The following is a 25,766-nucleotide window of genomic DNA, read 5'->3' as shown; positions in this document are numbered from 1 at the left end:
TCCGGCCGCGATAAGGAGGCACATATGCAGGAAGCTCCCACCAAGCGTTCAGCTGGCGCGCCTGTTTCCGCCATACCAGGCTTGGCGGGGTTTTTGTTTTTAGCGGCCTTTGCGCCAGCTATGTATATAATTTTTGTGCCGGTCATTATGTCCTCGGGCACTATCGGTAGTGCATGGTTTGAAGGCCTGTTTTCCGCGGGGCTTATCTGGGGTTTGCTCGTGGTGGGCGGTGTGATTGGTCCTGCCAGATTTGGTAAAATCTGGGCCATCCGGCTCATGCGTGTTATGTCATATGCGGCCATGGTGGCGTATGTCTGTGCGCTCGTGTGGGATGTTTTTCTCTATTTTCATTTGAAGCCGCCGCTCAATCAGGGTTGCGTATGGGTGTTTGAGGGATTTTTTCTTCCCCTAGGCATTTGTGCTGTGCTGCTGCTGCGTGCCTTGCGCCGGGAGCCCTGGTTTGACCCGGAGGCGACGCTGGAGCGGATCGGTCCGTCTTTAGGCGCGCCAGCGGAGGCGATGCGCTCGGCTGGGTTGGACATGTTCGGTCGTCTGTCTGAAGCGCAGCGCGGCAAAACCTTGGCGATGGGCCAGCCGCCTCGCCGCTGGCTGTGCTACGTGTTCCCGCCTTACGTTACGGCTCGGCTGCATCGCTGGGGCTGGTTCGCGGTGATGTTGCCGATCTGTCTGGCGGCGCTGGTCTTCGCCATCGTCATCCCTCTGCGTGCCCTGGTGGTTTATGGCTTCATGGGCGGCCTCGCGGACAGATTCAGGGTTTTGCAGTTGTTGCGGTTGGATGCCGCGCAAGCCGTTCCGCCGCCCGATGCGCCCCGCACTCAAAAACGGCGTCCCGCCAAGCCGGAAAGTCTGACCTGAAGGACGGGATTTGCAGGCGCATTGAAACGGCGGGTTTGCCCTCAGGCGGCGCGGAATTTTTCCCAGCCCTGGGCGCGCAATTCGCAGGCCGGGCAGGCGCCGCAGCCATAGCCCCAGTCATGCAACGTCTCCCTTGTGCCTTGGTAGCAGCTATGCGAGCCAACGCGGATCAGCTCCACCAGGGTTTCGCCGCCCAGCTCCCGCGCCAGCGCCCAGGTTGCCGCCTTGTCGATCCACATCAGCGGCGTATGCAGCACGAAGCGGCTTTCCATTCCGAGATTGATTGCCGCCTGCAGCGCCTTCACCGTATCGTCCCGGCAATCCGGATAGCCGGAATAATCCGTCTCGCATACGCCGGTGACGATATGCTTGATCCCGCGCCGGTAGGCGATGGCCGCGGCGAAGGTGAAGAACAGCAAGTTCCGTCCGGGCACGAAGGTGTTGGGCAGCCCGTTCTCCTGCATGGCGATCTCGGCATCCTTGGTGAGGGCCGTATCGCTGATCTGGCCGAGCACGGAAAGATCGATCATATGATCCTTTCCCAGCTTCGCGCTCCAGGCCGGAAACTGCCTGGCAAGGTCGGCCAGAAGCGAAGGGCGCACGGCCAATTCCACCACATGGCGCTGGCCATAATCGAAGCCCAGTGTTTCCACCCGCGAGAAGCGCGAGAGCGCCCAGGCCAGGCAGGTTGCGGAATCCTGCCCGCCGGAAAACAGGACCAGGGCGGCGTTCGGGTCCAGGCTCATGCGGCCTCCGGTCCAAAATAGGCGCAGCGATCCTGATTGGAGGCGCGCGAGACGGTCACACGATACAGAGCCGGGCAGGCGGGTTCGAGGCGTCGCCAGATCCAGGCGCAGAGATTTTCCATGGTGGCGGGGCCGAGATCCGGCACCTCGTCCAGGAAATGATGATCCAGCGCATCGCGCGTGGTTTCCAGCACTCGGCCCAGCAGCCCCACATCCATCACCATGCCGGTGGCCGGGTCGGCCCTGCCGCGGATTGTCACCTCCGCCAGATAAGTATGACCATGGATGCGGCGGCTGGATTCGGTTTCGATCTTGCGCTCCAGCGTATGCGCGGCATCGAAGATGAATTGCTTGCTCAGCTCGTACATCAGCGGAGTCCCAGAAATTTATGTGTCTGCAAGGAAAGCCGCCAGCGCGGGTTGGCCATGCAGAAGGCCACCGCCGCTTGCGTGTTCGCGGCCTGGTTCGGCCCGTCCATCGGTTGCAGCAGAAAATGCGTGAAGCCGAGCCCCTCGAACATCGCTGGTTCCGCGCCCGCCTGCGGGAAGACGAGTTTCAACTCATCGCCCGTGTCCAGCGCCAGTGCCGCGCCGGCCTTGGGGCTGACACATAGCCAGTCGATCCCCGCCGGTGGCGCGATGGTGCCGTTGGTCTCCACCGCGATCTCAAATCCCGCTTCATGCAATGCCGCGACCAGCGCGTCGTCCAGTTGCAAAAGCGGCTCGCCGCCCGTCAGCACCACCAGCTTCTCTTGCGGGTTGGCAAAGGGCCAGGCGGCCTCGATGGCGCCCACCAGCCCGGCCGCATCGGCGAAGCGCCCGCCATCCGCGCCGTCCGTGCCGATGAAATCCGTATCGCAGAACCGGCAAATGGCGGTTTCACGGTCGGCCTCGCGGCCGCTCCACAGGTTGCACCCGGCAAAGCGGCAAAATACCGCGGCGCGGCCGGCATTCCGGCCCTCACCCTGCAAGGTGTAGAAAATTTCCTTAACGCTGTATGCCATGGCTGCGTCGGCGGCTTATAGCCCCGTCCCGGCCATGGCAATGCCGGTGGATCGGGGGCTGCCCCGCGCGGCTTGTCCCCAACAAACAAAAACGGCGCCCTCAGGCGCCGTTTCCGTAAGCAATCCGCCGATTAGACGGAGTAGTACATCTCGAATTCCACCGGGTGCGGGGTGTGTTCGAATTTGTACACTTCCTTCCACTTCAGCTCGATATAGCTCTCGATCTGCTCCTTGGAGAACACGTCGCCCGCGAGCAGGAACTCATGGTCGGCTTCCAGGGCGGTCAGGGCCTCGCGCAGCGAGCCGCAAACGGTCGGGATGTCCTTCAGCTCTTCCGGCGGCAGGTCGTACAGATCCTTGTCCATCGGGTCGCCCGGGTGGATCTTGTTCTTGATGCCGTCCAGCGCCGCCATCAGCAGCGCGGAGAAGGAGAGGTACGGGTTGCAGGTCGGATCGGGGAACCGGACCTCAACGCGCTTCGCCTTCGGGCTGGTGGTGTAGGGAATACGGCAGGAGGCGGAGCGGTTGCGGGCGGAATAGGCCAGCAGCACCGGTGCCTCGAAGCCGGGGATCAGGCGCTTATAGGAGTTGGTGGACGGGTTGGAGAACGCGTTGATCGCCTTGGCGTGCTTGATGATGCCGCCGATGGCGTACAGGCAGGTCTCGGACAGGTCCGCATAGCCATTGCCCGCGAAGAGCGGCTTGCCGGCCTTCCAGATGGACAGATGGGTGTGCATGCCCGAGCCGTTATCGCCATAGATCGGCTTGGGCATGAAGGTCGCGGTCTTGCCGTAGGAATGGGCGACATTATGGACGCAGTACTTATAAATCTGCATCTGGTCGGCCATCGTGGTCAGGGCGGCGAACTTGGTGCCCAGCTCATGCTGGGACTGCGCCACCTCATGGTGATGCTTCTCGATCGGCAGGCCCATCTCACCCATCGCGGAGAGCATTTCGGCGCGCAGGTCGCTTTCGCTGTCCACGGGCGGCACGGGGAAGTAGCCACCCTTCACGGTCGGCCGGTGGCCCATATTGCCTTCCGGATAGTCCTTCAGGCTGGAGCCGGGGCCTTCGATGGAGTCGAGCTGATAGATGCCGTAATTGCCGCCGGTGCCGAACTTCACGTTGTCGAACACGAAGAACTCAGCCTCGGCGCCCAGGAAGGCGGCGTCGCCGATACCGGTGGATTTCAGATAGGCCTCGGCCTTCTTGGCGGTGGAACGCGGGTCGCGGGCATAGCCCTGGCCGGTCGCGGGCTCGATGATGTCGCAGAACAGGATCAGGCTCGGCTTGGCCGAGAACGGGTCCAGCACCGCGCTGTCCAGGTCCGGCTGCAGGATCATGTCGGACTCGTTGATCGCCTTCCAGCCGGCGATGGAGGAGCCGTCGAACATGAAGCCGTTCTTCAGGCTGTCCTCATCCACGGTGGAGACATACTGCGCCGTGTGCTGCCACTTGCCCTTGGGATCGGTGAACCGCAGATCGACATACTCGACCCCGTTCTCCTTGATCATATTCAGAACTTTGGCGACGGCATCGCCGCCCTCGGCCTTCTTAGCCATGCTCTTTCCCCGTTATTAAGTAAAATGTACCCGTTCAAGCCCACGGAGCGCCCCATGCGTCCGCCCCAAACGTGCAGCGCCCGGCATGTTAAACATGCCGGGCGGCTTGGCAATGCCCGATCAGACCGCTGCTTCGCCCTTTTCGCCGGTGCGGATGCGGATGGCTTCCTCGATGGTGGAGATGAAGATCTTGCCGTCGCCGATGCGACCGGTGCGGGCGGCATTGGTGATCGCCTCGACCGCGCGTTCGACCACGGCGTCCTCGCAGACGACCTCGATTTTCACCTTGGGGAGAAAATCCACCACATATTCGGCGCCACGATACAATTCGGTATGGCCCTTCTGGCGGCCGAAACCCTTTGCCTCGACGACGGTGATGCCCTGCAGCCCAACCTCGTGCAGGGCTTCCTTCACCTCATCGAGCTTAAACGGCTTGATGATCGCTTCGATCTTCTTCATCTGGTTTACGCCGGGCCCGGGGCCCCGCGTCCTCCTCTTTGTTCGTCGGACAGCACACTCGTGACCCCGCCCCGGGCAGCCGGTGGGCAAGCGCGCGTCAGCCAACGGGCTGACAAATCACGTCTTGCATGCGCCGTGCCAGAACGGTTTTCCGCGCGGTTCCGTGGTTGCGATAATTTTATCAAAATCCAAAACGGGACTTTGCTCAAGCGGCGGCGGTTTCAGCCTAATTTTTAAGCAGTCTTGCCGCCTTTCCTTTGGGCGGTTAAAATCTACCGGCCGACTAAGGATTTATGCGCGCCGTGAAACCTGCCAACTCCCTGCTTTCCGCCACGGGCACCACCATTTTCACGGTCATGTCCGCCCTCGCGGCGCGGCACCAGGCCATCAATCTCGGCCAGGGTTTCCCGGACACGGAAGGCCCGGCGGACATCGTGCGCATCGCGGCCGAGGCCCTGCTGGATCATCGCAACCAGTACCCGCCCCTGACCGGCTTGCCGGAACTGCGCGAGGCCGTGGCGGCGGCGAATGGGCGCTTTTACGGGTTGATGATCGACCCGGTCACGGGGGTCGTCGTGACGTCCGGCGCGACGGAGGCGATCACCGCCAGTCTGATGGCGCTGCTCAACCCTGGCGATGAGGTGGTGTTGATCGAACCGCTTTATGACACCTATCTGCCGGTGGTGAAGCTGCTGGGCGCCGTGCCCAGGCTGGTGCGGCTGCAACCCCCGCATTGGGAATTGCCGCGCGCCGCGCTGGAGGCCGCCTTCGGGCCGAAAACCAAGGCGTTGCTGCTGAACTCGCCGATGAACCCGACCGGCAAGGTCTTCACGCCGGAGGAGCTGGGCTTCATCGCGGACCTGTTGCGCCGGCACGATGCGTATGCGGTGTGTGACGAAGTATATGAGCATCTGGTGTTTTCCGGTGCCCGGCATATCCCGCTCGCCACGCTGCCCGGCATGGCCGAGCGTAGCTTGCGCATCGGCAGCGCCGGCAAGACCTTTTCGCTCACCGGCTGGAAGGTGGGTTATATTTCCGGCCCCGCCGCGCTGATGGGGCTGGTGGCCAAGGCGCATCAGAATCTGACCTTCACCACCGCGCCCAACCTGCAGCGCGCCGTGGCGGCCGGCCTGGCCAAGCCGGACGATTATTTCGCGGGCCTGGCCAGCGCGCTGGAGACGCGGCGCGACCAGTTGGATGCCGGGTTGCGGCGTCTTGGGTTTCATACCCTGGCCAGCGCGGGCAGCTATTTCATCACCGCGGATGTTTCGCCCTTGGGGTTCGCGGGGGACGATGTGGCGTTTTGCCAGGAGATCACCGCGCGGGCTGGGGTGGCGGCGATTCCGGTTTCCGCCTTTTACGTGGGCGAGGCGCCGCGCCAGTATGTCCGTTTCGCGTTCTGCAAGCGCGAAGAGATTCTGGAGGAGGCCCTGCGGCGTCTGGAAGGCTGGGTGGCGGCAAGACCATTGACGGCGCTGGCGTGACCGCGCTAGGTGGCCCCACCCTGGGTGGCGGACGTAGCTCAGTTGGTAGAGCGCCGGTTTGTGGTACCGGTTGTCGCGGGTTCGATCCCCGTCGTTCGCCCCAGGGTGTTATCCTGACATGAGCATCGCGGCGCTGATTCTGGCGGGGGGCAGGGCCACGCGCCTGGGCGGTGTGGACAAGGCCTTCGTGACTCTGCATGGCCGCCCGCTCATCGCGCATGTGCTGGCCCGCTTGCGTGCGCAGGCCGCTTCTCTTGCCATCAGCGCCAATGGCGACCCCGCCCGCTTCGCCGGGTATGGCCTGCCCGTGCTGGCCGATGCGCCGGCCTTCGCCGCGTGCGGCCCGCTGGCGGGGGTGGCGGCGGGGTTGCGGTGGGCGGCGGCGCAACAGGCGCGCTGGCTGCTCACCATGCCGGTGGACACGCCCTTTTTTCCCCTCACCCTGGCGGAGGAGCTTTCGCCAGGCCCGTCCGTGGCGCTGCATGGCGGGCGGCAGCATCATTTGGCGGCGCTCTGGCCGGTTTCCTTTCTGCCGGAACTGGAGGATTTTCTGCGCCGGGACCACAAATACAGGGTGAGCGACGCGCTGGCTTTATGCGGTGCCAGGCCGGTGAATTTTACAGCGGCGCGCGACCCCTTCGCCAACCTCAATACCCCCGAGGATCTGGCTGATTTCGGCTGATTTCGTCGCGCTGTAAAACATTTACGCTGCACTAGCGAATTTGGTGCAAATATTTACATATTTACCCTGTTTTTTCACAAAATTTTCTGACTCAGAATTTGGTAATGTGTATTTGGGATGACGTAACAATCCTTCCGGACGTTTAGCGGAGAAGTCCTATGTCATACCAAGACACCATTCGTAGCACGAGCGAACTGATCGCCTCCAAGGGCGGCACCTGGGATGGAATCTCCCCGGAGGCCGTGGCCCGCATGCGGCTGCAGAACCGCTTCACCTCCGGGCTGGACATAGCCCGCTACACCGCCAAGATCATGCGTGAGGATATGGCCGCCTACGATGCCGATCCCGCCAACTACACCCAGTCGCTCGGCTGCTGGCATGGCTTCATCGCGCAGCAGAAGCTGATCTCCATCAAGAAGCATTTCGGCTCCACCAAGCGCCGTTACATCTACCTCTCCGGCTGGATGGTCGCGGCCCTGCGTTCGGAGTTCGGTCCGCTTCCGGACCAGTCCATGCACGAGAAAACCTCCGTGCCGGCGTTGATCGAGGAGATCTACACCTTCCTGCGTCAGGCCGACGCGCGTGAGCTGGGCGGCCTGTTCCGGGAGCTGGACGCGGCGCGCGCCGCCGGCGATCTGGCCAAGCAGAAGGAGCTCCAGGGCAAGATCGACAATTTCGAAACCCATGTCGTGCCCATCATCGCCGACATCGATGCGGGCTTTGGCAATGCGGAAGCCACCTATCTGCTGGCCAAGAAGATGATCGAGGCGGGCGCTTGCGCCCTGCAGATCGAAAACCAGGTCTCCGATGAAAAACAATGCGGCCATCAGGACGGCAAGGTGACCGTCCCGCACGAGGATTTCGTCGCCAAGATCCGCGCATTGCGTTATGCGTTCATGGAGCTTGGGGTTGAGGATGGCGTCATCGTCGCCCGCACGGACAGCCTGGGCGCTGGCCTGACCAAGCAGATCGCCGTTTCCAACGAGCCGGGCGATATCGGCGATCAGTACAACGCCTTCCTGGATTGCGACGAGATCGATCCCTCCCAGGTCGGCAATGGCGATGTTGTCATCACCCGCAACGGCAAGCTGCTGAAGCCGAAGCGTCTGCCCTCCAACCTGTACCAGTTCCGTCCCGGCACCGGCGCGGAGCGCTGCGTGCTGGATTGCATCAACGCCCTGAACAATGGCGCCGATCTGCTCTGGATCGAAACCGAGAAGCCGCATGTCGAGCAGATCGCCGGCATGATGGACAAGATCCGCGAAGTGTGGCCCAACGCCAAGCTGGCCTATAACAATTCCCCGTCCTTCAACTGGACGCTGAATTTCCGCCAGCAGGTGTTCGATGCCTGGAGCAAGGCGGGCAAGGATGTTTCCGCCTATGATCGCGCCAGGCTGATGAGCGCCGAATACGACGCCACCCCGCTTGGCCAGGAAGCCGATGAGAAGATCCGTACTTTCCAGGCGGATGCGGCGAGGCGCGCCGGGATCTTCCATCACCTGATCACCTTGCCGACCTACCACACCGCGGCCCTGTCCACCGACAATTTGGCCAAGGAATATTTCGGCGCCGCCGGCATGCTGGGTTACGTTCTGAACGTCCAGCGTCAGGAGATCCGTCAAGGCATCGCCTGCGTGAAGCATCAGAACATGGCCGGGTCCGACATCGGCGATGACCATAAGGAATATTTCGCGGGCGATGCGGCGCTGAAGGCCGGTGGCACGCATAACACGATGAACCAGTTCGCGGCATAAGAACCGCGTTTTTCAAACTTCGCGGCGGCCCGGCATTGTCCGGGCCGTTTTTTTATGCGCTGTCCTGAGAATCGGGCATGGCCACGATACGAAGATAAGCGGTTTCAAATTATTGTTATTTCGTAAATATGTTCCAGGCGGTTATGAGAAAACCAGCCATGCTGATCGTGAGGTTTCTCTCCTGCCTGCCATTCGCCGTTATCGCGGTGGCTGTTTTTTTCACCGCCAGAACATTATTTGAACAAAACAAACCCGCCGGCCGCACGGTTTTTTATATTGCCGGCACGATCGGCCTGTATTCCTTCGGTGAATTTGTCGTGGGGCCCTTATACTGGGTCAGCCATGCCCGGTTGGAGGTTTGCGACCCGGTGATTTACCGGATCGAGGCATTGACCGGGCTGGCCTGCCCCGCGCTCGTGGACAATCTGTTCCGGCTGGTCCTGCATTGGCCGGGCATTTTCGTGACCTTGCTGATCATTTACGATTCCCTGACCCTGCTGGTTGTCCTTGCCGCCAGTTCCGAGGCTTGTCATGCGGATTGGTCGATAACCGATAATCTGTATGTCAGATTCGCGGTCGGGGCCTTGGTTGGGTTCGCGTTATATTACATTTTGCCCGCCGTGGGGCCGGGGCCATTCTTTGGCAAGGCTTTTCCAGGCGATCTGCCGGCGAGCCTGGCCTCTCCGCACGCCTTCACCCTGTTCGCGGATGGTGGTGTCACCGACCGCAACGCCATGCCCTCCCTGCATGCGACCTGGACGATTTTATGTTTTCTGGCGCTTCGGCGCTCCCCGCTCTGGCACCGGTGCCTTGGCGCGCTTTATGTCGCCGTGACCTTCATGATCACGATCGGAATGGGGTATCATTATCTGCTGGATTGGGTCGTGGCCTTGCCGCTGGTGCTGTTGATTCGCGCGCTCACATCGTCCCGGCCGGTCAGGGCGCGGCTGGTGGCGTTCGGCACGGGCGGTGGCCTGCTGCTGCTTTGGTGCGCGATCATCAGGCTGGCGCCTTGGTCCCTGGCCCATCCGGACTATATCCAAGCGGTTATCCTGGCGTCCGTGATCTTGCCGGTCATGCTCGAACGGCGCTTGGCGTTTGGCGGCGTGTTCGGCGCCGGGCAATCGCGATGGGCGGCTGCCAGGGGCAAGCCCGCATCGTTCGCGGCCGACTAGCCGCCAAGGCCACCGCGGGGCGCGGACGGGGGCGATGGGTGCTTGGATCTCGATGCAGCCATGCGGGATTGCCATCTTGCCCGTAGGGCGGGATGCTCTCAGAGAGCAGCGCCGGGGACGGTGACGAGGCTGACCTCCGCCAGCCTCAACCGTACCGCCGCAGGAGCTGAGAGGCATCAGAACATGGCGCAGGCATCTTCCCCTTCGGTCTCCTTGCCCCAAGCCGGGCGTGATGAAGGCCTCAAGGGTATCTTGTTCGCCTTCGCGGCCTTTACCGCCTTTTCCTTCAGCGATGCCAGCGTGAAGCTCATCGATGGCGCGTTGCCGCCCTATGAATCGGCCTTCTTCGGCGCGTTGTGCGCGCTGGTGGCGCTGCCCTGGCTCTTGCAGCCGGGCGACCGGCTACGGGATATTTTCGCCACGGCGAACCGCAAGCTGTGGCTGCTGCGGTTCGTGGCCTTTGCGCTTGGGGTCATTGGCAGCGTGACGGCCTTCACGCATTTGCCAATGGCCAATGCCTTCGCGCTGATGTTCCTGCAACCCGCCTTCGTGACGGTCATGTCGCTATGTTTCCTGAAGGAACAAATCGGCGTCTGGCGCTGGGGGGCTGTCGTCATAGGGTTCATCGGCGTGATGGTGGTATTGCGCCCAGGCTATACGCCTTTATCGATCGGCCATCTGGGGGCGTTGTTCGCGGGGTTCGGGGGGGCGGTTTCCGTCATTTCCTTCCGCGCCATGGGCGGGCGCGAGAAGCGTATTTCCCTGTTCGGGGCTGGCATGCTGGGGGGAATCGTCATTCCCGGCATTGTCATGCTGCCCCATTTCGTCTGGCCGGACACCCGTCAATGGCTGCTGCTGGCCGGTTATGGGCTGCTGGCGGCACTCGCCAATCTGTTGCTGATGGCGGCCACCACCCGTGTTCCCGCGGCCTATGTCGGCCCGATTCAATATAGCCAGATGCTGTGGGCCATCCTGCTGGGCTATCTGCTGTTCCACGACGGCGTGACCCCGCTGACCCTGGCCGGGGTGGTGCTGATCATCGGCTCCGGCCTGCTGACCCTGATGCGCGAGCGGCAAAGAGGCACCCCGATGCCGCACGCCATCGCCGTGCGGGGCCATCACGCCGTGCTGGCGCTCATGCGGGGCAAGGGCAAGAAAGGGTGGGGCTGGCCGCGTGTCCATCGCGGCTAGCGTCCTGTTCCTGAAATGCACCCATGCCGGCTTGCGCCGGTTTGTTCGTCGTCGGGGGTACCCTCACGCGAGGATCCGGCGTTTGGCTGGCATGCGCGCGGCGAAACGCAGGGGCGAAGGCCCGGCCCGTCCCGTCCTGGTTTGCCAACGGTCCTTGTTTGCCAGCGCCTGACACCCCATGCTATGCACCGGAGACTGCTGGAAACCGGCTGTTTTCCTAGGTTTTCAATCATTTCCCGGAGCGTGAGCGGTACAGGGCATGGCGAAAAAATTGGTTTGGGGCCGTGCCTGGCATGGCCGTTCCTACGATCTCGGGCGGATGACCTTGCCCGAACTCTGGGCGGCATATCTCACCTACCCGGCCATCAATCTTTATGTTGTGCTGGCCCTGCTTTCGGGCGCCTATGCGTTGTTCACCGCGCGGCGCTGGTCGCAGATCGCGCTGCCCTTCCTGGCGGTGCTGATCATCTACCCGCTGGTCTGGTATGGCCTGCACCGTTTTGTCCTGCATGGCCGCTGGCTCTATCGCATGCGCTGGAGCGCCGCGCTCTGGAAACGCATCCATTTCGACCATCACCAGGATCCGCACAAGCTGGAGGTGCTGTTCGGCTCGCCGCTGAACACCGTTCCCACCATGTTGATCATCACCGCGCCCGTCGGCTACGCCCTGGCGGGCTGGACGGGGGCCGCCGCCGGCTTCTGCGTGGCGTTGATCACCACCTGTGTGTATGAGTTTTTCCATTGCATCCAGCATCTGAACTACAAGCCGCGCAACCGTTTCGTGCAGGCGCTCAAGCGCGACCATCTGCTGCATCATTTCCAGAATGAGAACGTGAATTACGGCATCGTCTCCTTCCTGCCGGACCGGTTCTTTCATTCCTACATTCCCCATTCGCGCGATTGCCCGAAAAGCCCGAGCGTGTTCAATCTCGGCTATGACATGGAGGAGGCGAAACGTTACCCCTGGGTGATGGATCTCACCGGCGCCCCCCCGCGCGACAAGCCCCCCACGGCGATGGAAGATCAAGCAAGGCAGGCCCATTGATGAGCAATATCCAGATCGTCCCTGTCACGGACAAGAAACTCCTCAAGCGTTTCATCCTGCTGCCTGAGCGTCTGCATAAGGACGATCCCGCCTATATCGCGCCCCTGCATATGGAGCGTGAGGAAGCGCTCGGTCCGAAGAACCCTCTCTTCGGTCATGCGCAAGCGCAGTTCTGGCTGGCGGTGCGCGATGGGCGCGATGTCGGCCGTATCTCCGCGCAGATCGACACGCTGGCCCAGTCCCTGCGGCCCGATGAGCCGGGCATGTTCGGCATGCTGGCCGCCGAGAACGATCCCGATATTTTCCTGCTCCTGCTGGAAACCGCCGCCAACTGGCTGCGCGCCCGGGGCATGAAGCGCGTGCTGGGCCCGTTCAACCTGAACATCAACGAGGAAACCGGCGCGCTGATCGACGGGTTCGGCACGCCGCCCATGCTGCTGATGCCGCATGACCTGCCTTATGTCGCCCAGCAGCTCGAGGCGCTGGGCATGCGTAAGGCCAAGGATGTCATCGCGTATCTTTACGATATGCGCGTGGAGCTGCCCGACAGCGTGCGCCGCCTGCTCGCCCGCCCCTTGCCGCCGGGCCTGACTGTCCGTCGGCTCGACATGAAGCGCATCAAGGAGGAGATCAAGAACGTCACCTCCATCTTCAACGATGCCTGGTCGCGGAACTGGGGCTTCGTGCCGCTGACCGAGGCCGAGACGGATTATCTCGCCAAATCGCTGAAGCCTCTGCTCGACCCGCGCATGACCAGCCTGGTGGAGCGCGACGGCGAGCCGGTGGCCTTCATGATCGCCCTGCCCAATCTGAACGAGGCGATCGAGGGGCTCGACGGCAAGATCCTGCCTTTCGGCTGGGCCAAGCTGCTTTGGCGGCTGAAAGTCTCAGGCGTGAAAACCGCGCGCGTGCCGCTGATGGGCGTGCGCCGTTCCGCCGCCAAGGACATGATCGGGAGCCTGATGCCCTATCTGATGATCGACATGGTCCGCCGGGAAGGGGTGAAGATGGGCTACACCCATATCGAGCTGTCATGGATTCTCGAAGACAATATGCCAATGCGCCGGATGATCGAAAGCCTGGACGCCAAGCCCTACAAGACCTACCGCGTCTTCGAAGCCGATTTATAAAACGGCCTCAGGGCATGTCTGGCTGGCCCGTTCGCGGGATCCTCGCTGGCCGGGGCCTGTCTTTCGGATCGATGCGCGAAGCCGGATGATGCCCGCATGAAACAGCCAGGCCCCCTGCCATTGGGGGTGGGAGCCGTGCTGGCCTCGCAGATTTCGGTCAATCTCGGCGCGGCTTGTGCCAAATCCTTGTTTATTGCCGTCAGCCCGGTCGGTGTTACCGTGTTGCGCGTGGTGCTGGCCGCCTGCCTGCTGGCTTTTCTGCACCGCCCCTGGCGCCGTGTGCCGCCCGCTTCCGCCCGCCCGGCCCTGCTGGTTTACGGCGCCATGCTGGGGTTGATGAACCTGTCCATCTACCAGGCTTTCGCGCGGATTCCCATTGGCATCGCCGTGGGGATCGAGGTCACCGGCCCGCTTTTCATCGTGTTGCTGACCTCACGCCGCCCGCGGGATTTTCTTTGGCTGGTCGTGCTGGTCGTGGGGTTGCTGCTGCTGTTGCCCTTGCATGTTTCGGCCCCGTTGAACCCTCTCGGTGTCGCGTTCGCCTGCGCGGCGGCCGCCTGCTGGGCGCTTTACATCGTCTTCGGTAAGCGTGTTTCCGGCGTGTTGGGGGCGGATGCGGTGAGTTGGGGCATGGTGGTGGCGGCCTTGCTGGTGCTTCCGGCCGGTTTGTCCGCCCTGCATCTTGCCGCCCTGCGGCCCTGGGTGCTGGGCCTTGCGCTGGCGGTGGCGCTGCTTTCCAGCGTTGTGCCGTATTCGCTAGAGATGGAGGCGATGAAGCGTCTATCCTCGCGCGCTTTTTCAATCCTGCTCAGCGGCGCGCCCGCCATTGCCGCCCTCGCGGGGTTCGCGGTGCTGGGCGAACGTCTAAGCTGGCTGCAATGGCTGGCGATGCTCTGCATCATGAGCGCCTCCGCCGGCAGCGCGATGAGCGTGAAACGGCCGCCTCCGCCGGAACAGTTCGAAATCTAGGCGGATGAACCTTGGCCCGATCAGGTGCTGTCCTCTGATCGGTGAAGTTTACCGAGCCGCCACTCTGGCGAGATAAAAATATCTGCGTTGACGGGGCGGTCAGTCTCCGGAAGCATGGGGACGGCGCAGGATATAAATATCCATGAGCCACCCCCGCGCCGCGCGCGCTTGCGCGCGCGCTTGCACGATCTCAGGCCCCGTCACCGCCAATGGGCCGGCGAAAACCATCTGCTCGCGCATGCCAAGATACGCCCCCCACCAAATCTCCACGCCTTCCGGGGGCAGGGTCTGGAAGGCGCAGCCGCCATCCAGCATCACCACCAGCGTCTCCACCCCTTGAGGCCAGCCTTCCTCGCGCAGTCGCCGTCCCGTGGTCACCAGAAACGGCGCGCCGATCTCGTTCAGCACCATTGCATGCGCCGCCGTCAGCGCCTGGATCGAAGTGATTCCAGGCACCACCCGCACGGGCAGCTCCAGCCTCGCCGCGATCCGCAAGGTGCTGTCATAGAGCGAGGGATCGCCCCATACCAGCAATGCCGCCACGCCGCCGCGCGGCATGTCCCGGTCCAGAATTTGTTTCCAGCAAGAGGCGATGGCGTCGTGCCATTCCTCCACCCCGGCGTGATAATCCGGGTTGGCGGTATCGCGCGCCGGCACATCGAACTCCACCAGCCTTGCGGTGTCGTCGCCCAGAATATCCGCGCAGATGCGTTGCCGCAGCTCCGCCAGCTCCGCCTTGTCCTCCCCCTTGCGGGGGATCAGGATCACATCCGCCGTTTTGATCGCCGTCACGGCTTCCAATGTCAGATGCTCGGGATTCCCCGTACCCATCCCGATCAGGCAAAGCCGCGCCGTCATGGCAGCCTCGCTGAGATCAGATGAAAAAAACTCCCCGTCACGCTTGCGCGCCGCGACCCCGTCTCCGCCACCAAACGGCCTTCCGCATCCCATACCTCGGCCAGGGGCGTATCTCGTTGTTCCAGGATGGTGGCATAATGAAATTCATGTCCCGCCAGCACGCTTGCGGCTTCATGTCCTGGCATGGGGGCCAGCAGCCTGGCCCGCCGATAGCCCAGATGCATCCTGCGCTTCGCAAAAGATGTGCTGAGCCGCAGCAACCCCGCCATCTCATGGCCAGCGCCCGCCGCGTCCACCAGCCTTTCGCCCAGCACCATATAGCCGCCGCATTCCCCATGCACCGGCTTGAGCTTTGCAAAATCCCGAAGCCCCGTCAGAAAGTTTCGAGACGCCGCCAGCCGTCCGGCATGTAGTTCCGGGTATCCCCCCGGCAGCCAGCATATGTCCGCATCGCCCGCGGGCGCTTCATCCGCCAGCGGCGAGAAGGGCAAAATCTCCGCCCCCGCCGCGCGCCAGCCCGCGAGCAGATGCGGATAGAGGAAGGAAAAAGCTTCATCCTTCGCCAGCGCGATTCTCTGTCCCGGCGGTCTGGCATGCTCCATCGTGGCCGCCAGCGTGCGCCCCGCCGCCACCGCGCGCAGCCCCTCAATGTCGCAATACCGGCTGGCCAGATCGGCCGCGTTCTCCAACAACGCCTCCAGCCTGGGCAATTCCGCCGCCTGCACCAGTCCCAGATGCCGCTCCGGCACGGTCACGCTCTCCTGCCTGGGCAACGCGCCAAACACCGGCAGGCCCGCCTCTGCCATGCCTGCCCGCAATAGCGCCTCATGCCGGGCGCTCGCCACCCGGTTGAGCACCACCCCGGCAATCTCCACGCCGGCGCGGAACTTCGCCATGCCCGCGGCCACCGCCGCCGCGCTTTGCGCCTGGCCGCGCACATCCAGCACCAGCAGCACGGGCCAGCCCATCAGCGCCGCGATGTCCGCCGAGGCGCCGCTGCCAGTGGCGCCCTGTTTCGCCACGCCGTCGAACAATCCCATGGAGCCCTCCGCCAGCGCCAGCTCGCCCTGGCCGTGCCCCACCAGCGCCGTGATCTCCGCCCGCCCCATCGCCCAGCTATCCAGATTGAAGCAGCTCCGCCGCGCCGCCGCCGCCAGAAAAGCCGGGTCGATATAATCCGGTCCGGATTTAAACGGCCGCACTGCCACGCCCCGTCTGGTCCAGGCGCGCGCCAGCCCCAGCGTCACCGTCGTTTTCCCCGCTCCCGAGGCCGGGGCCGCCACCAGCAATCCCTTCATGCGGGAAAACGCGGGCTGGCGCCGCTGGGCCGGTAGCGCCGGTCGTAATCCGCCGCATAAAGCCGTGAGCGCTCGAACTCTTCCGCCCCCAGCACCCGCCCCACCAGAATCAGCGCCGTGCGGTCAATCGCCGGCGTCATCATCGTCTCGATGGTCTCCAGCGTGCCGCGCAGCACAAGCTCATCTGGCCAGGAGGCCCGCCAGATCACCGCCACCGGGCAGTCCGCGCCATAAAACGGCGTGAGTTCCGCCACCACCTCCGCCAGCCGATGAATGGAAAGATGCAGCGCCAATGTCGCCCCCGTTGCCGCGAAGGCGGCCAGGCTTTCCCCTTCCGGCATGGGCGAGGCGCGCCCGCCCAATCTCGTCAGCACCAAGGATTGCGCCACGCCGGGAAGCGTCAGCTCCGCCCCGAGGCGCGCGGCGGCGGCGGCGAAAGAGGGCACGCCCGGCGTCACGTCATAACCGATGCCCAGCGCCCGCAGCCGCCGCAACTGCTCTCCCATCGCGGACCATACGGAAAGATCCCCCGAATGCAGCCGCGCCACATCCAGCCCTTGTGCGTTCGCCGCCATCATCTCGGCGATGATCTCATCCAGGGACAGCGGCGCCGTATTCACGATTTTTGCCCCCGCCGGGCAATGCGCCAGCACCCCCTCGGGTACCAGCGAGCCCGCATACAGGCACACGGGCGAGGCGGCGATCAGATCCCGCCCGCGCAGTGTCAGAAGATCCGCCGCGCCCGGTCCCGCGCCAATAAAATGCACCGTCATGCCCCGCTCCTTTCCGCAATCGCCACCATGGCCATTCTGTCGGGCGAGGCCCCGCGCGCCCCCACCAGCCTGGCGCCCGGCCCCGCCGCGCACAAAGCCGCGGCTTCGGCCAAGCTCCCTGTCCCGTAGCGCGCCAGGGCCCGCGCGGATTGCGTCAATGTTTCCACCCAGGTCAATTCTTCCATGGGCACCGGGATAATCTCCACCCCCAGCGCCGCCGCCAGTTCCCGCAAGGCCGGAAACGCCGCCTTGTCCGCCGCCGTGGCCAGGGCATCCACCTTGGCTCCCGCCAGGGCCGCGCGCAGTGACTCCACCCCCGCCCCGTTGCGAAACCCGAACCCGGCCACCCTCACAGCACCACGCTCCATTGCATGACCGGCCGTGCCGGCACCCAGCCGCGCATCCGCCCCAGCGGCGCCGCCTCGGCCATCTCCAGACGCAGCAGCGCCCCGCCCTTCCGCGCCGCCCAATGCGTGAACAGCGCCTCGCTTTCCAGCGTCACCCCATTCGCCACCAGCCGCGTGCCGGCGGGGGCCAGGGTCCAAAGCCGCTCCAGTACCGCCGGGCTGGCCCCGCCGCCGATGAAGATCGCATCCGGCCTGTCCAGCCTCTCCAATCCTTCCGGCGCGCGCGTTTGCAGAATATGAAACCGCTCCTCCACCCCAAACGCCTCGGCATTGTCTCGCGCCCGTGTCGCCCGTGCCGCCTCCGCCTCAACCCCGCTCGCCCGGCCGGTGCCGCTTGCCAGCAGCCACTCGATGGAAACAGAGCCAGCCCCCAGCCCGATATCCCAGAGATGCTCGCCCGGCCTTGGTCCCAATGCCGAGACCGTCAGCGCCCGCACCGCCCGTTTGGTGATCTGCCCGTCATGCGCGAACAACGCATCCGGCAGGCCCGGCGCGCGCGGCAGGCCCAAGGCCCCGGCCACTTCCACAGCCACGGCCACCGGCGCGGCGCCTTCCTCCAGCTTCGCGAATTCCGCCACGCTCCCCGCCAGCACCCGCTCGCGCGCGCCGCCCAGCGCCTCCAGCCGCCAAAGCCGCGAGGCGCCAAACCCCATCGCCTCCAGCCAGGCCGCGAACGGCGCCACGCTCTCCGCCCCGCGCAGCAGGCAGATCAATCGCGCCCCGTGGGTCAGATGCCGCCTGGCCCGCGCGAAGGGCGCGGCATGCAGCCCCAAACACACCACCTGCTCCAGCCGCCAGCCCAGCCGCGCGGCGGCCAGGGAGACGCTGGATGGCGAGGGCAGGGCCGTCCATTCCGCCGCGTCCAGCGCCTCGGCCAGCACGCTCCCCGCCCCGAACCAGAACGGATCGCCCGAGCACAGCGCCACCACCCGTGCTGGCTTGCGGGCCAGCAAGGGCGCCACGTCAAACGGCACCGGCCAGGCCCGCCCGCGCGCGCCCACCCGCGCCAGCGCCAGATGCCGCGCCCCGCCAAATATGAATTCAGCCTCCGCCAGGGTCGTCTTCGCCTCGTCTGAAAGCCCCGCCAGCCCATCCTCGCCAATGCCGATGATCGTCAGCCAGCGCGTCACGCCCTTGCCTCCCGCGCCCGTGCCGCGCCACAACGCCAGACATGCAAACCCAACCGCCTTGCGTGCTGTTGCTCGGCGGCACCACGGAAGCCAGCCGCATGGCGCGCGCCCTGGCCGCCGCCGGGATCGACGCCATCTTCTCCTATGCGGGCCGCACGCAAACCCCGGTGGCACAGCCTTTGCCCACCCGCATCGGCGGCTTTGGCGGCGTCTCCGGTCTGGCGGCGTATCTGCGTGCAAACGCCATCACCCATCTCATCGACGCCACGCACCCTTTCGCCGCGCAAATCAGCCGCAACGCCATCTCCGCCTGCGCTGAAACCGCAACCGCCCTCATCGCCCTCGAACGTCCCGCCTGGGCGCCCGGCCCTGGCGATCATTGGCGAAATTTTCCCAGCCTGGAACACGCCGCCGCCGCCTTGCCCGAAAAGCCCGAACGCATCTTCCTCGCCATCGGCAAGCAAAATCTCGATGTCTTCGCCCACCGCCCAGAGCCTTTCTACCTGCTCCGCCTGGTCGACGCGCCCACCGCCCCCTTGCCCTTTCCCAATGCGGCGCATGTGCTGGATCGCGGCCCCTTCAGCCTGGAGAGCGACCGCGCCTTGCTGCGCCGGCACCGCATCACCCTCGTCATTGCCAAGAACGCGGGCGGAGACGGCGCGCGCGCCAAGCTGGACGCCGCCCGTGCCCTGCATTTGCCCGTGTTCCTCATCGACCGCCCGGCCTTGCCCGCCCGCCCGATCGCCGCCACGCCGGAGGAGGTGTTGCGCTGGCTGCATCATGGCGCCGCGCGCGGTGTGTAAATAAACCGTCCCGCTGCCCTGGTCTGGCTGTTTCCCACCAGCACGACGGTCCGCATATCCGCCATCTCCGGCACCGCCTCGGCCAGCGTCACGGCGGTCATCCGCTCATCCTTCGTGCTCACCGCCCGGGCGAACATCACCAGCCGCTCCGGCCCGCATTCTTCGCGCAGCACATCCAGCACCCTCGCGAACCCATCCGGCCTGGCCCTGGAGCGCGGATTGTAAAACGCCATCGCGAAATCCGCTTTTGCCGCCAGCCGCAACCGTTTTTCGATCACCGCCCAGGGCTTCAGATTGTCGGAGAGATTGATCGCGCAGAAATCATGCCCCAGCGGCGCGCCCGCCTTCGCCGCCGCGGCCAGCATGGCGGTGATCCCCGGCAGCACCCGGACCTCCAGCGCCAGCCATTCCGGCTGCTCTTCCAGCACCTCGAACACAGCCGCCGCCATGGCGAACACGCCAGGGTCGCCGGAGGACACAATCACCGCCCGCCGCCCTCGCGCCGCCAGCCGCAGCGCATGGCGGGCGCGGTCCAGCTCTTCCCGGTTGTCCGAGCCATGCAGGCTCAGCCCCTCCCGTGCGGCCACCCGCGCCACATAGGGCGCATAGCCCAGCACATCGGTGGCGGTGGCCAGCGCGGCGCTCACCTCGGGCGTGATCAGCGCCGCATCCCCCGGCCCCAGCCCGGCAATGGCCAGCCAGCCACTCATGCCCGCCCGGCCCCGCCATGCGCCATCACCACCGCGAAATAGGGGCAGTCGCCGTCCGCGATCTCCGTCACGCGCGCAACTCTCTCCTGGCGGGTGGTGCCGTGGGCCACCAGCATCGCCTGCTCCAGCCGCCCGGCCTTCGCCAGGGCGCGCTTGATCTTCGGCAGATTCCGCCCGGTCTTCATCACCACGAAGGCATCGCTCTCGCGCATCCGCCTGGCCAGCTCATCCTCCGGCAGCGTGCCCGGCAGAATGGTCAGAATATCGTTTCCCCAGGTGATGGGTTTGCCCGTGGCCGTCCAGCAGCCGGACATGCCGGTAATCCCCGGCACCACCTCCATCTCCACCAGGCCTTGCAGGCGCACATGCAGATGCATGAACGAGCCGTAGAAAAACGGGTCCCCCTCGCACAGCACCACCACCTCCTCGGTCGCGGCCAGGGCCTTCAGCCGCGCCGCCCACTCATCGTAAAACCCGTTCAGCGCGGAAATATATTCAGCGCTGTCGGCCGGCAGTTCCGTGGTCACGGGATATTCCATCGCATATTCCACGCAAGCCGGGTGCAGCATGCCCTCCACGATCCGCCTGGCCTGCCCCCGCCGTCCGGCCTTGCGGAAATAGGCCACATGCCGTGCTTCTCGCACCGCCCGCGCGGCGCGCAGGCTCATCAGCTCCGGGTCGCCCGGCCCCAGCCCGGCACAGATAATCCGCCCCATGCTCATTCCGCCGCACTGGCGATGGCATTCACCGCCGCCACCGTCACCGCCGAGCCGCCGAGCCGCCCCGCCACCGCCAAGGCGGGGCAGGGTGGAGCCGCCATCAACGCCGCCTTGGACTCAGCCGCCCCCACAAACCCCACCGGGCAGCCGATAATCGCCGCCGGGCGCGGGCAGGCGGGGTCTTCCAGCATATTCAGCAGATGAAACAGAGCCGTCGGCGCATTGCCGATGGCCACCACCGCCCCGCCTAGATGCGCCCGCCACAGCTCCAGCGCCGCCGCGCTGCGCGTGGTGCCCCGCCGCTTCGCCAGTTCCGGCACGCAGTCCTCGTGCAGCGTGCAGATGATGCGGTTGGCGGCGGGCAAACGCGGGCGGGTAATGCCCTCGCTCACCATCCGCGCATCGCAGAGAATTGGCGCCCCCTCCGCCAGGGCGGCGCGTGCCTGGTCCACCATGCCGGGGGTGAAGCGCACATGCGCCTCCAGCCCCACCAGCCCCAGCGCGTGAATCATCCGCACCACCACGCCTTCCTCGTTCGGCGTGAAACGGGCCAGATCCGCCTCCGCCCGAATGGTGGCGAAGGACTGGCGGTAGATGGCGGCGCCATCGGTCTCATAGATATGCGGCATCACTTGGTTCCAAATATTTCGCCGGGGTGGCGGAGCAGCTCCGCCGGGTCAAGTCCCGTCGAGGCACCGTTCAGGGTGAAGCCGTCCCTCCCGGCCACCAGCGTGAAATCGGCGGGGGCCGGGTGCGCGCAGCCTTTTCCGCAGCCGGATACATGCAGGCTGGCCCCGGCGGGCAGATGCGCCGCCAGGCCCGCCGCCAAGCCCCGCACCGGCGCATGGGCCTGGGCGCAACGCGGCGCGCCCGTGCAGGCGAACACCCGGCGCATCGGGTCGTCCGGGTCCAGAATCGCCCCGGCCATTTCCGGCGGCGTTTCCATGCCCGGCAGAAACACCGCCCGCCAGGGTGTCAGCCGGATCTCCGGCGCCATTTCCGCCAGCCTGGCCAGCGCCTTCCCATCCATCTCCCCGAAGGCGAAGCCCACCAGCATTCCCCCTTCACAACGCCCCGGCACAGCCGGCGCCGCCGCTTCGGCCGGTGCCGCCTGCGCCCTGGGTGGCCCGTGCCCGGCGGCCAGGTGCCCGCGCATCCGCCCGCGCCCGCCCGGCGCGCCGCCGCTCTCCAGAAACCAGCGCGCCAGCCGCAGCAGGGCCGGAATGGCGCTCGCCTCCGTCACGATCTCGCCCGCCGCCGCGCCATCCGCCCGGACCAGCAGCCGCCCCGCCGCATCGCGTTCCAGCCTGATATCGGCGGAAACCTCCCCCAGCACGGGCCGCGCTCCGGTATCGACGGCAAAACCGAACTTTCCAGGCAGGGGCGGAAACTCCGGCAACGCGTCCGCCAGCGCCCCGGCCAGTTCCAGCGTGCCCTCCCCCGCCCGCCAGAAGGGCGTGACGATTATATTCCGCGCGCGCTCGCGCCGTTCATCCGCGTCCAGCAATTCCAGCGCGGCCAGCCCGTCCAGCAGCGGCGCATGCTGTTCCAGCGCCACGCCGCGCAGTTGCAAATTCGCGCGCGAGGTCAGGCTGAACCGCGCCAGCCCATGGGCCCGCGCCAGCGCCGCCAGCCCCAAGGCCTGGTCCGCGTTCAACCGCCCCCCGGGCGGGCGGATGCGCAGGATCAGCCCATCTTCCGCCCGCATGGGCCGCCACGCGCCCGGGCACCAGCCTTTCACGGTCATGGCGCCTCCAGCCTGGCGATGATGGCGTTATTGCGCGTCTCCCACAGCCCCGAGGCGCGCAGCCGGGCAAACACATCCCGCATCCTGGCCAGCGCCGCCGGGTTTTCCGCCGCCAGAAACGCCGCCACCTCGTCGCGCCCCAGCGTCGCCTCGAAATACAGCTCGAACAAATGCCCCGGCACCGCCCGGGCCAGATTGGCGAAGGCCGCCATATGGTCCAGCGTGGCCGCCAGCTCCGCCCCGCCCCGGAAGCCATGGCGCATCATGCCGCCCACCCAGGCCGGATTCGCCGCCCTGGCCCGCACCACCTTGGCGATTTCTTCCGTCAGCATCCTGGCGCGCGGCGCTCGCGGGTTCGTGGCGTCCAGATGGTAGAGCGGCGGCGCGCTCACCCCCAGCGAGTCCAGCGCCGCGACAATCCCGCCCTCATGCGCCGCATAATCCGCCGCCAGCAGCAAATCCGTCTCCGGCAGGTCCTGCACATGCACGAACCCATCCGTGCCTCGCAGCCTCTCCCTCAGCGCCTCGGATGTCGCGCGTGACACGCCATCCGCGCCGATGGCCCATTCCGCCCCCGCCAGCCAGGCCCGTGCCGCCTGGGCCCGCGCCGCTTCGGTAAAGATCGCCGGCGCGTCTCCCATCGCCAGCCCATATTGCCCCGGGCGCGGGCCGAACACGCGCGGCCCGCGCATGACATACGGGTTCTCCCCCGCCATCTCCTCGCGCGCCGCCAGCGCCTCGGCACCCGCCGCGAAGAGCTGCGCCAGATGCGAAAACACATCCCGGAACAGTCCGGAAATCCGCAGCGTCACATCGATGCGCGGGCGTCCCAGCAAGGCGGGCGGCAAAATCTCAAAGCCCGAGACCCGGCTGCTCCCCTCCTCCCAGCGCGGCGCCAGCCCGGCCAGATGCAGCGCCATGGCAAACTCCTCGCCCGCATTGCGCATGGTGGCCGAGCCCCAGAGGTCGATCAGTAAACGCTTCGGCCAGTCCCCGTTCTCCTGCAAATGCCGGCGCAGAAGCTCCTCCGCCAGCTTCACGCCTTGCGCATGCGCCGCGCGGGTGGGAATGGCGCGCGGATCCACGGCGAACATGTTCCGCCCGGTGGGGAGCACATCCGTCCGCCCCCGCGCGGGTGAGCCGGAGGGCCCGGGTGCCACCCGCGCGCCCTCCAGGGCCGCCAGCAGCCCGGCGCGTTCCGCCGCGCCGCAAGCGCCGGTGCCGAACACATGCAGCCCGTCCCCAAACCGGCTTTCCTTCAAATCGCACACAAACCGGTCGATCCGCGTGACCGCCTCCGCCAGCGTGGCATCCGCCGCCAGCTCCAGCTCCCGTTCCACCCCGCGGGCGCGGGCTTCCTCGCGAATATCGGTGATCAGCCGCTCCCGTCGTTTCGGGTCCAGCCCCTCGGCGGTGGCATATTCATCCAGCAAAGCCTCCAGCCTTTGCAGAGGCTCCGGCATCGCGGCCGGGGCCAAGGGCGGTGGCAAATGCCCGATCGTCGCCGCGCCGATCCGCCGCTTCGCCTGCGCCGCCTCACCGGGGTCGTTCACGATGAAGGGGTAGATCACCGGCAGATCGCCAATCAGCGCCTCCGGCCAGCAGGTTTCGCGGAGCGCCACACTCTTTCCCGGCAGCCATTCCAGCGTGCCGTGCGCGCCGAGATGCAGCAGCGCATCCATCCCTTGTGCCCGCAGCCAGAGATAAAACGCCACATAGCCATGGCACGGCACGGCGGAAAGATCGTGATAGCGCGCCTCGCGCCCCTGCCGCGCGCCGCGCTCCGGTTGCAGGGCGATCGTGAGATTGCCTGCATGCACGACGGAAAAATGAAACATGCCGTCCCATGCGGCGGCATCCATCTCCGGCGCGCCCCATGATTTTTCCAGGTCGTTTCGCAAGGTTTGTGGTAAATGCCGCAACGCCGCCAAATAGGCCGCCACCGGCCAGCCGGCCTCGTCAGCCTTCAAGCGCCAGGCCAGATGTTCAACGGGTGCCGTCGCGTACCCGGATTGTTGCAGAAAACCAAGAATTTCATTGGCGCTTTGCAGCGCATCCAGCCCCACCGCGTGGGCCATCTGGTCTGGCCTGCCGGGATAGGTGGACAGCACCATCGCCAGCCGCCGCGCCGCCCTGGGCGTTTCAGCCAGCTTCACCCAGGCGGCAATCTTCCTCGCCACCGCCTCCACCCGCTCCGGTTCGGCGCGGTGCGTGGCCCGGGCGAATTGCAGATCCTCATCGCGGATGCCGGTGGATTTGAAACTGACCACGCCCAGGAAAATTCGCCCGTCGATTTCCGGCAGCGCCACATGCATCGCCAGATCCGCTGGTGAGAGCCCGCGGTCCGAGGCCGCCCAATCCTCCCGCCGCGCGGTTGAAAACGCCACCTGAAACACCGGCGCGCCCGGCCCGTCCAGCGGCGTTGTCCCATCGTCCCCCGCGGCGGAAAACGCCGTCGTGTTCACGATCGCCGCCGGCGGCTGGCCGCGCAAATGCGCCGCCACGAAAGCCGCCGCCTCCGGCAGTTTCAAGGATGGCACGAACAGCCCGTACGCGTCGAACCCTTCCTGTCGCAGGGCGGCGATCAGGGCATCCACCGGCTCCATATCTCCCGCCGCCAGATAGGAACGGTAAAACATCACGGGCACGCGCGGCGCGCCTGCCATGCCGCGCGCCGCCGCAGGGCCGGTTTCAGGCTCGTACATCCCGCAATCCGGGAGCTTCGTGACCGCCCCGGCGCCGACCTCTTGTCCGATCTCGCGCGCCAGATGCGCCAGCGCGGCCAAGGCCGCCTCCGGTCCGCCCGCCTCGCAAAGCCGGGCCAGTTCACCCAGCCGCTCCGGCGCGAGGTTGGAATAGCCATCCAGCACCGCATCCGGCCGTCCATCGCCCGGCAGCACCGCCAGCCTCAGCCCGTTGCGCCTGGCCAGGTCCCGCAAGCTATCCAGCCCATAGGCCCAGTAGCCTTCCCCGCCGATCAACCGCACCAGCACGGCCTTGGCGCCGCTCAGCGTCTTCTCGGCATAGACATCCACCGAAACCGGGTGGCGCAGCAGCGCCAAATTCGCCAGCCGCAGACTGGGCAGCCTTAACCCCCGCGCCTTCGCCCCCCGCCAGGCGGCGGCGAACGCCCCCAAATCGCTGTCCGAGAAAGACAGCACCACGATCTCCGCCGGGTCCTGGCGGAGATCGTGCGGGGTCTCCGCCTCTTCCAGCCCATGGTTTTCCCGGAAGACGATATGCAT

25 protein-coding genes and 1 tRNA gene are annotated in these 25,766 nt (G+C 65.7%); 11 read left to right on the top strand and 15 right to left on the bottom strand.

The window, feature by feature from the left end; translation table 11 throughout:
- Positions 1–81: 81 nt before the first annotated feature.
- A complete protein-coding gene (locus AB7D48_RS01440; RefSeq protein ID WP_427975438.1) occupies positions 82–876 on the top strand; it encodes a hypothetical protein in 795 nt (264 codons plus the stop codon).
- A gap of 41 nt (positions 877–917) precedes the next feature.
- Here AB7D48_RS01440 and queC read toward each other — a convergent pair whose 3' ends face one another.
- From queC to AB7D48_RS01415, 5 genes are all read right to left on the bottom strand, one after another.
- Positions 918–1,622, bottom strand: coding sequence for a 7-cyano-7-deazaguanine synthase QueC (queC, locus tag AB7D48_RS01435; RefSeq protein WP_427975436.1), 705 nt, complete (start codon positions 1,620–1,622; stop codon positions 918–920).
- Positions 1,619–1,990, bottom strand: coding sequence for a 6-pyruvoyl trahydropterin synthase family protein (locus AB7D48_RS01430; RefSeq protein ID WP_427975434.1), 372 nt, complete (start codon positions 1,988–1,990; stop codon positions 1,619–1,621). The genes queC and AB7D48_RS01430 overlap by 4 nt, the downstream gene beginning before the upstream one ends.
- On the bottom strand, positions 1,990–2,625 hold the full coding sequence (gene queE, locus AB7D48_RS01425; protein WP_427975432.1) for a 7-carboxy-7-deazaguanine synthase: 636 nt from the start codon (positions 2,623–2,625) through the stop codon (positions 1,990–1,992). The genes AB7D48_RS01430 and queE overlap by 1 nt, the downstream gene beginning before the upstream one ends.
- A gap of 131 nt (positions 2,626–2,756) precedes the next feature.
- A complete protein-coding gene (gene glnA / locus AB7D48_RS01420) occupies positions 2,757–4,187 on the bottom strand; it encodes a type I glutamate--ammonia ligase (RefSeq protein WP_427975430.1) in 1,431 nt (476 codons plus the stop codon).
- Between the two features lie 120 nt (positions 4,188–4,307).
- Positions 4,308–4,646 carry a P-II family nitrogen regulator gene (locus AB7D48_RS01415; protein WP_427975429.1) on the bottom strand — a complete coding sequence of 113 codons (339 nt, stop codon included), beginning with the start codon at positions 4,644–4,646 and terminating at the stop codon, positions 4,308–4,310.
- A 293-nt stretch (positions 4,647–4,939) separates the two neighbouring features.
- Between AB7D48_RS01415 and AB7D48_RS01410 the strand changes: the two genes are divergently transcribed.
- The 9 genes from AB7D48_RS01410 (at position 4,940) to AB7D48_RS01370 (ending at position 14,076) form a co-directional block, all read left to right on the top strand.
- Positions 4,940–6,130 carry an aminotransferase gene (locus tag AB7D48_RS01410; RefSeq protein WP_427975428.1) on the top strand — a complete coding sequence of 397 codons (1,191 nt, stop codon included), beginning with the start codon at positions 4,940–4,942 and terminating at the stop codon, positions 6,128–6,130.
- A gap of 27 nt (positions 6,131–6,157) precedes the next feature.
- Positions 6,158–6,233: transfer RNA gene (locus tag AB7D48_RS01405), tRNA-His, on the top strand.
- Positions 6,234–6,248: 15 nt separating this feature from the next.
- A complete protein-coding gene (mobA, locus tag AB7D48_RS01400; RefSeq protein ID WP_427975427.1) occupies positions 6,249–6,812 on the top strand; it encodes a molybdenum cofactor guanylyltransferase MobA in 564 nt (187 codons plus the stop codon).
- Positions 6,813–6,970: 158 nt separating this feature from the next.
- Positions 6,971–8,566: an isocitrate lyase gene (locus tag AB7D48_RS01395; RefSeq protein ID WP_427975425.1), complete on the top strand. Its 1,596-nt coding sequence runs from the start codon at positions 6,971–6,973 to the stop codon at positions 8,564–8,566.
- Between the two features lie 143 nt (positions 8,567–8,709).
- Complete coding sequence (locus tag AB7D48_RS01390) at positions 8,710–9,741, top strand: phosphatase PAP2 family protein (RefSeq protein ID WP_427975423.1); 1,032 nt, start codon at positions 8,710–8,712, stop codon at positions 9,739–9,741.
- Between the two features lie 120 nt (positions 9,742–9,861).
- Positions 9,862–10,932 carry a DMT family transporter gene (locus AB7D48_RS01385; RefSeq protein ID WP_427975422.1) on the top strand — a complete coding sequence of 357 codons (1,071 nt, stop codon included), beginning with the start codon at positions 9,862–9,864 and terminating at the stop codon, positions 10,930–10,932.
- 259 nt (positions 10,933–11,191) lie between these two features.
- Positions 11,192–11,977 carry a sterol desaturase family protein gene (locus AB7D48_RS01380; protein ID WP_427975420.1) on the top strand — a complete coding sequence of 262 codons (786 nt, stop codon included), beginning with the start codon at positions 11,192–11,194 and terminating at the stop codon, positions 11,975–11,977.
- Entirely contained in the window at positions 11,977–13,107 is a 1,131-nt protein-coding gene (locus AB7D48_RS01375; protein WP_427975419.1) for a dATP pyrophosphohydrolase, read from the top strand. Before AB7D48_RS01380 ends, AB7D48_RS01375 begins: the two co-directional genes overlap by 1 nt.
- A 96-nt stretch (positions 13,108–13,203) precedes the next feature.
- The gene (locus AB7D48_RS01370; RefSeq protein WP_427975418.1) at positions 13,204–14,076 is read left to right on the top strand and encodes an EamA family transporter; all 873 of its coding nucleotides are present in this window, start codon (positions 13,204–13,206) and stop codon (positions 14,074–14,076) included.
- Positions 14,077–14,175: 99 nt separating this feature from the next.
- On the opposite strand, the gene cobF is transcribed toward AB7D48_RS01370, so the two are convergent.
- Genes cobF through cbiE form a run of 5 tightly spaced genes read right to left on the bottom strand, consistent with a single transcriptional unit; the run spans position 14,176 to position 18,542 of the window.
- Entirely contained in the window at positions 14,176–14,934 is a 759-nt protein-coding gene (cobF, locus tag AB7D48_RS01365) for a precorrin-6A synthase (deacetylating) (protein ID WP_427975417.1), read from the bottom strand.
- Entirely contained in the window at positions 14,931–16,232 is a 1,302-nt protein-coding gene (locus AB7D48_RS01360) for a cobyrinate a,c-diamide synthase (RefSeq protein WP_427975415.1), read from the bottom strand. Before AB7D48_RS01360 ends, cobF begins: the two co-directional genes overlap by 4 nt.
- Entirely contained in the window at positions 16,229–17,005 is a 777-nt protein-coding gene (cobM, locus tag AB7D48_RS01355; protein ID WP_427975414.1) for a precorrin-4 C(11)-methyltransferase, read from the bottom strand. The genes AB7D48_RS01360 and cobM overlap by 4 nt, the downstream gene beginning before the upstream one ends.
- Complete coding sequence (locus tag AB7D48_RS01350) at positions 17,002–17,373, bottom strand: cobalamin biosynthesis protein (RefSeq protein ID WP_427975412.1); 372 nt, start codon at positions 17,371–17,373, stop codon at positions 17,002–17,004. The genes cobM and AB7D48_RS01350 overlap by 4 nt, the downstream gene beginning before the upstream one ends.
- Positions 17,355–18,542: a precorrin-6y C5,15-methyltransferase (decarboxylating) subunit CbiE gene (gene cbiE, locus AB7D48_RS01345; RefSeq protein WP_427975410.1), complete on the bottom strand. Its 1,188-nt coding sequence runs from the start codon at positions 18,540–18,542 to the stop codon at positions 17,355–17,357. Before cbiE ends, AB7D48_RS01350 begins: the two co-directional genes overlap by 19 nt.
- A gap of 41 nt (positions 18,543–18,583) precedes the next feature.
- On the opposite strand from cbiE, the gene AB7D48_RS01340 reads away from it, so the two are divergent.
- Positions 18,584–19,345 (top strand): cobalt-precorrin-6A reductase, encoded by a 762-nt coding sequence (locus tag AB7D48_RS01340; protein WP_427975408.1) that lies wholly within the window; start codon positions 18,584–18,586, stop codon positions 19,343–19,345.
- Here AB7D48_RS01340 and cobJ read toward each other — a convergent pair.
- The 5 genes from cobJ to cobN are packed head-to-tail and all read right to left on the bottom strand — an operon-like array spanning position 19,321 to position 25,766.
- Positions 19,321–20,055, bottom strand: coding sequence for a precorrin-3B C(17)-methyltransferase (gene cobJ, locus AB7D48_RS01335; protein ID WP_427975406.1), 735 nt, complete (start codon positions 20,053–20,055; stop codon positions 19,321–19,323). The genes AB7D48_RS01340 and cobJ overlap by 25 nt on opposite strands.
- On the bottom strand, positions 20,052–20,771 hold the full coding sequence (locus AB7D48_RS01330) for a precorrin-2 C(20)-methyltransferase (RefSeq protein WP_427975404.1): 720 nt from the start codon (positions 20,769–20,771) through the stop codon (positions 20,052–20,054). The genes cobJ and AB7D48_RS01330 overlap by 4 nt, the downstream gene beginning before the upstream one ends.
- A gap of 2 nt (positions 20,772–20,773) precedes the next feature.
- A complete protein-coding gene (locus AB7D48_RS01325) occupies positions 20,774–21,403 on the bottom strand; it encodes a precorrin-8X methylmutase (protein WP_427975403.1) in 630 nt (209 codons plus the stop codon).
- Positions 21,403–22,521: a precorrin-3B synthase gene (cobG, locus tag AB7D48_RS01320; protein WP_427975402.1), complete on the bottom strand. Its 1,119-nt coding sequence runs from the start codon at positions 22,519–22,521 to the stop codon at positions 21,403–21,405. The genes AB7D48_RS01325 and cobG overlap by 1 nt, the downstream gene beginning before the upstream one ends.
- Positions 22,518–25,766: a cobaltochelatase subunit CobN gene (gene cobN, locus AB7D48_RS01315; RefSeq protein WP_427975401.1), complete on the bottom strand. Its 3,249-nt coding sequence runs from the start codon at positions 25,764–25,766 to the stop codon at positions 22,518–22,520. The genes cobG and cobN overlap by 4 nt, the downstream gene beginning before the upstream one ends.

The sequence above is a fragment of the Acidocella sp. genome (assembly GCF_050253495.1).
Lineage (GTDB): Bacteria > Pseudomonadota > Alphaproteobacteria > Acetobacterales > Acetobacteraceae > Acidocella.
This window is presented reverse-complemented; position numbering and strand designations above follow the sequence as displayed.

Coding starts and splice junctions, on each gene's coding strand:
- cobM (WP_427975414.1), bottom strand. CDS start 17,005: ATGACGGTGCATTTTATTGGCGCGGGACCGGGCGCGGCGGATCTTCTG.
- AB7D48_RS01395 (WP_427975425.1), top strand. CDS start 6,971: ATGTCATACCAAGACACCATTCGTAGCACGAGCGAACTGATCGCCTCC.
- AB7D48_RS01325 (WP_427975403.1), bottom strand. CDS start 21,403: ATGCCGCATATCTATGAGACCGATGGCGCCGCCATCTACCGCCAGTCC.
- cobJ (WP_427975406.1), bottom strand. CDS start 20,055: ATGAGTGGCTGGCTGGCCATTGCCGGGCTGGGGCCGGGGGATGCGGCG.
- mobA (WP_427975427.1), top strand. CDS start 6,249: ATGAGCATCGCGGCGCTGATTCTGGCGGGGGGCAGGGCCACGCGCCTG.
- AB7D48_RS01370 (WP_427975418.1), top strand. CDS start 13,204: ATGAAACAGCCAGGCCCCCTGCCATTGGGGGTGGGAGCCGTGCTGGCC.
- AB7D48_RS01430 (WP_427975434.1), bottom strand. CDS start 1,990: ATGTACGAGCTGAGCAAGCAATTCATCTTCGATGCCGCGCATACGCTG.
- cobN (WP_427975401.1), bottom strand. CDS start 25,766: ATGCATATCGTCTTCCGGGAAAACCATGGGCTGGAAGAGGCGGAGACC.
- AB7D48_RS01330 (WP_427975404.1), bottom strand. CDS start 20,771: ATGGGGCGGATTATCTGTGCCGGGCTGGGGCCGGGCGACCCGGAGCTG.
- AB7D48_RS01340 (WP_427975408.1), top strand. CDS start 18,584: ATGCAAACCCAACCGCCTTGCGTGCTGTTGCTCGGCGGCACCACGGAA.
- queE (WP_427975432.1), bottom strand. CDS start 2,625: ATGGCATACAGCGTTAAGGAAATTTTCTACACCTTGCAGGGTGAGGGC.
- AB7D48_RS01375 (WP_427975419.1), top strand. CDS start 11,977: ATGAGCAATATCCAGATCGTCCCTGTCACGGACAAGAAACTCCTCAAG.
- AB7D48_RS01415 (WP_427975429.1), bottom strand. CDS start 4,646: ATGAAGAAGATCGAAGCGATCATCAAGCCGTTTAAGCTCGATGAGGTG.
- AB7D48_RS01390 (WP_427975423.1), top strand. CDS start 8,710: ATGAGAAAACCAGCCATGCTGATCGTGAGGTTTCTCTCCTGCCTGCCA.
- AB7D48_RS01360 (WP_427975415.1), bottom strand. CDS start 16,232: ATGAAGGGATTGCTGGTGGCGGCCCCGGCCTCGGGAGCGGGGAAAACG.
- AB7D48_RS01350 (WP_427975412.1), bottom strand. CDS start 17,373: ATGGAGCGTGGTGCTGTGAGGGTGGCCGGGTTCGGGTTTCGCAACGGG.
- cobF (WP_427975417.1), bottom strand. CDS start 14,934: ATGACGGCGCGGCTTTGCCTGATCGGGATGGGTACGGGGAATCCCGAG.
- queC (WP_427975436.1), bottom strand. CDS start 1,622: ATGAGCCTGGACCCGAACGCCGCCCTGGTCCTGTTTTCCGGCGGGCAG.
- AB7D48_RS01410 (WP_427975428.1), top strand. CDS start 4,940: ATGCGCGCCGTGAAACCTGCCAACTCCCTGCTTTCCGCCACGGGCACC.
- glnA (WP_427975430.1), bottom strand. CDS start 4,187: ATGGCTAAGAAGGCCGAGGGCGGCGATGCCGTCGCCAAAGTTCTGAAT.
- AB7D48_RS01380 (WP_427975420.1), top strand. CDS start 11,192: ATGGCGAAAAAATTGGTTTGGGGCCGTGCCTGGCATGGCCGTTCCTAC.
- cobG (WP_427975402.1), bottom strand. CDS start 22,521: ATGACCGTGAAAGGCTGGTGCCCGGGCGCGTGGCGGCCCATGCGGGCG.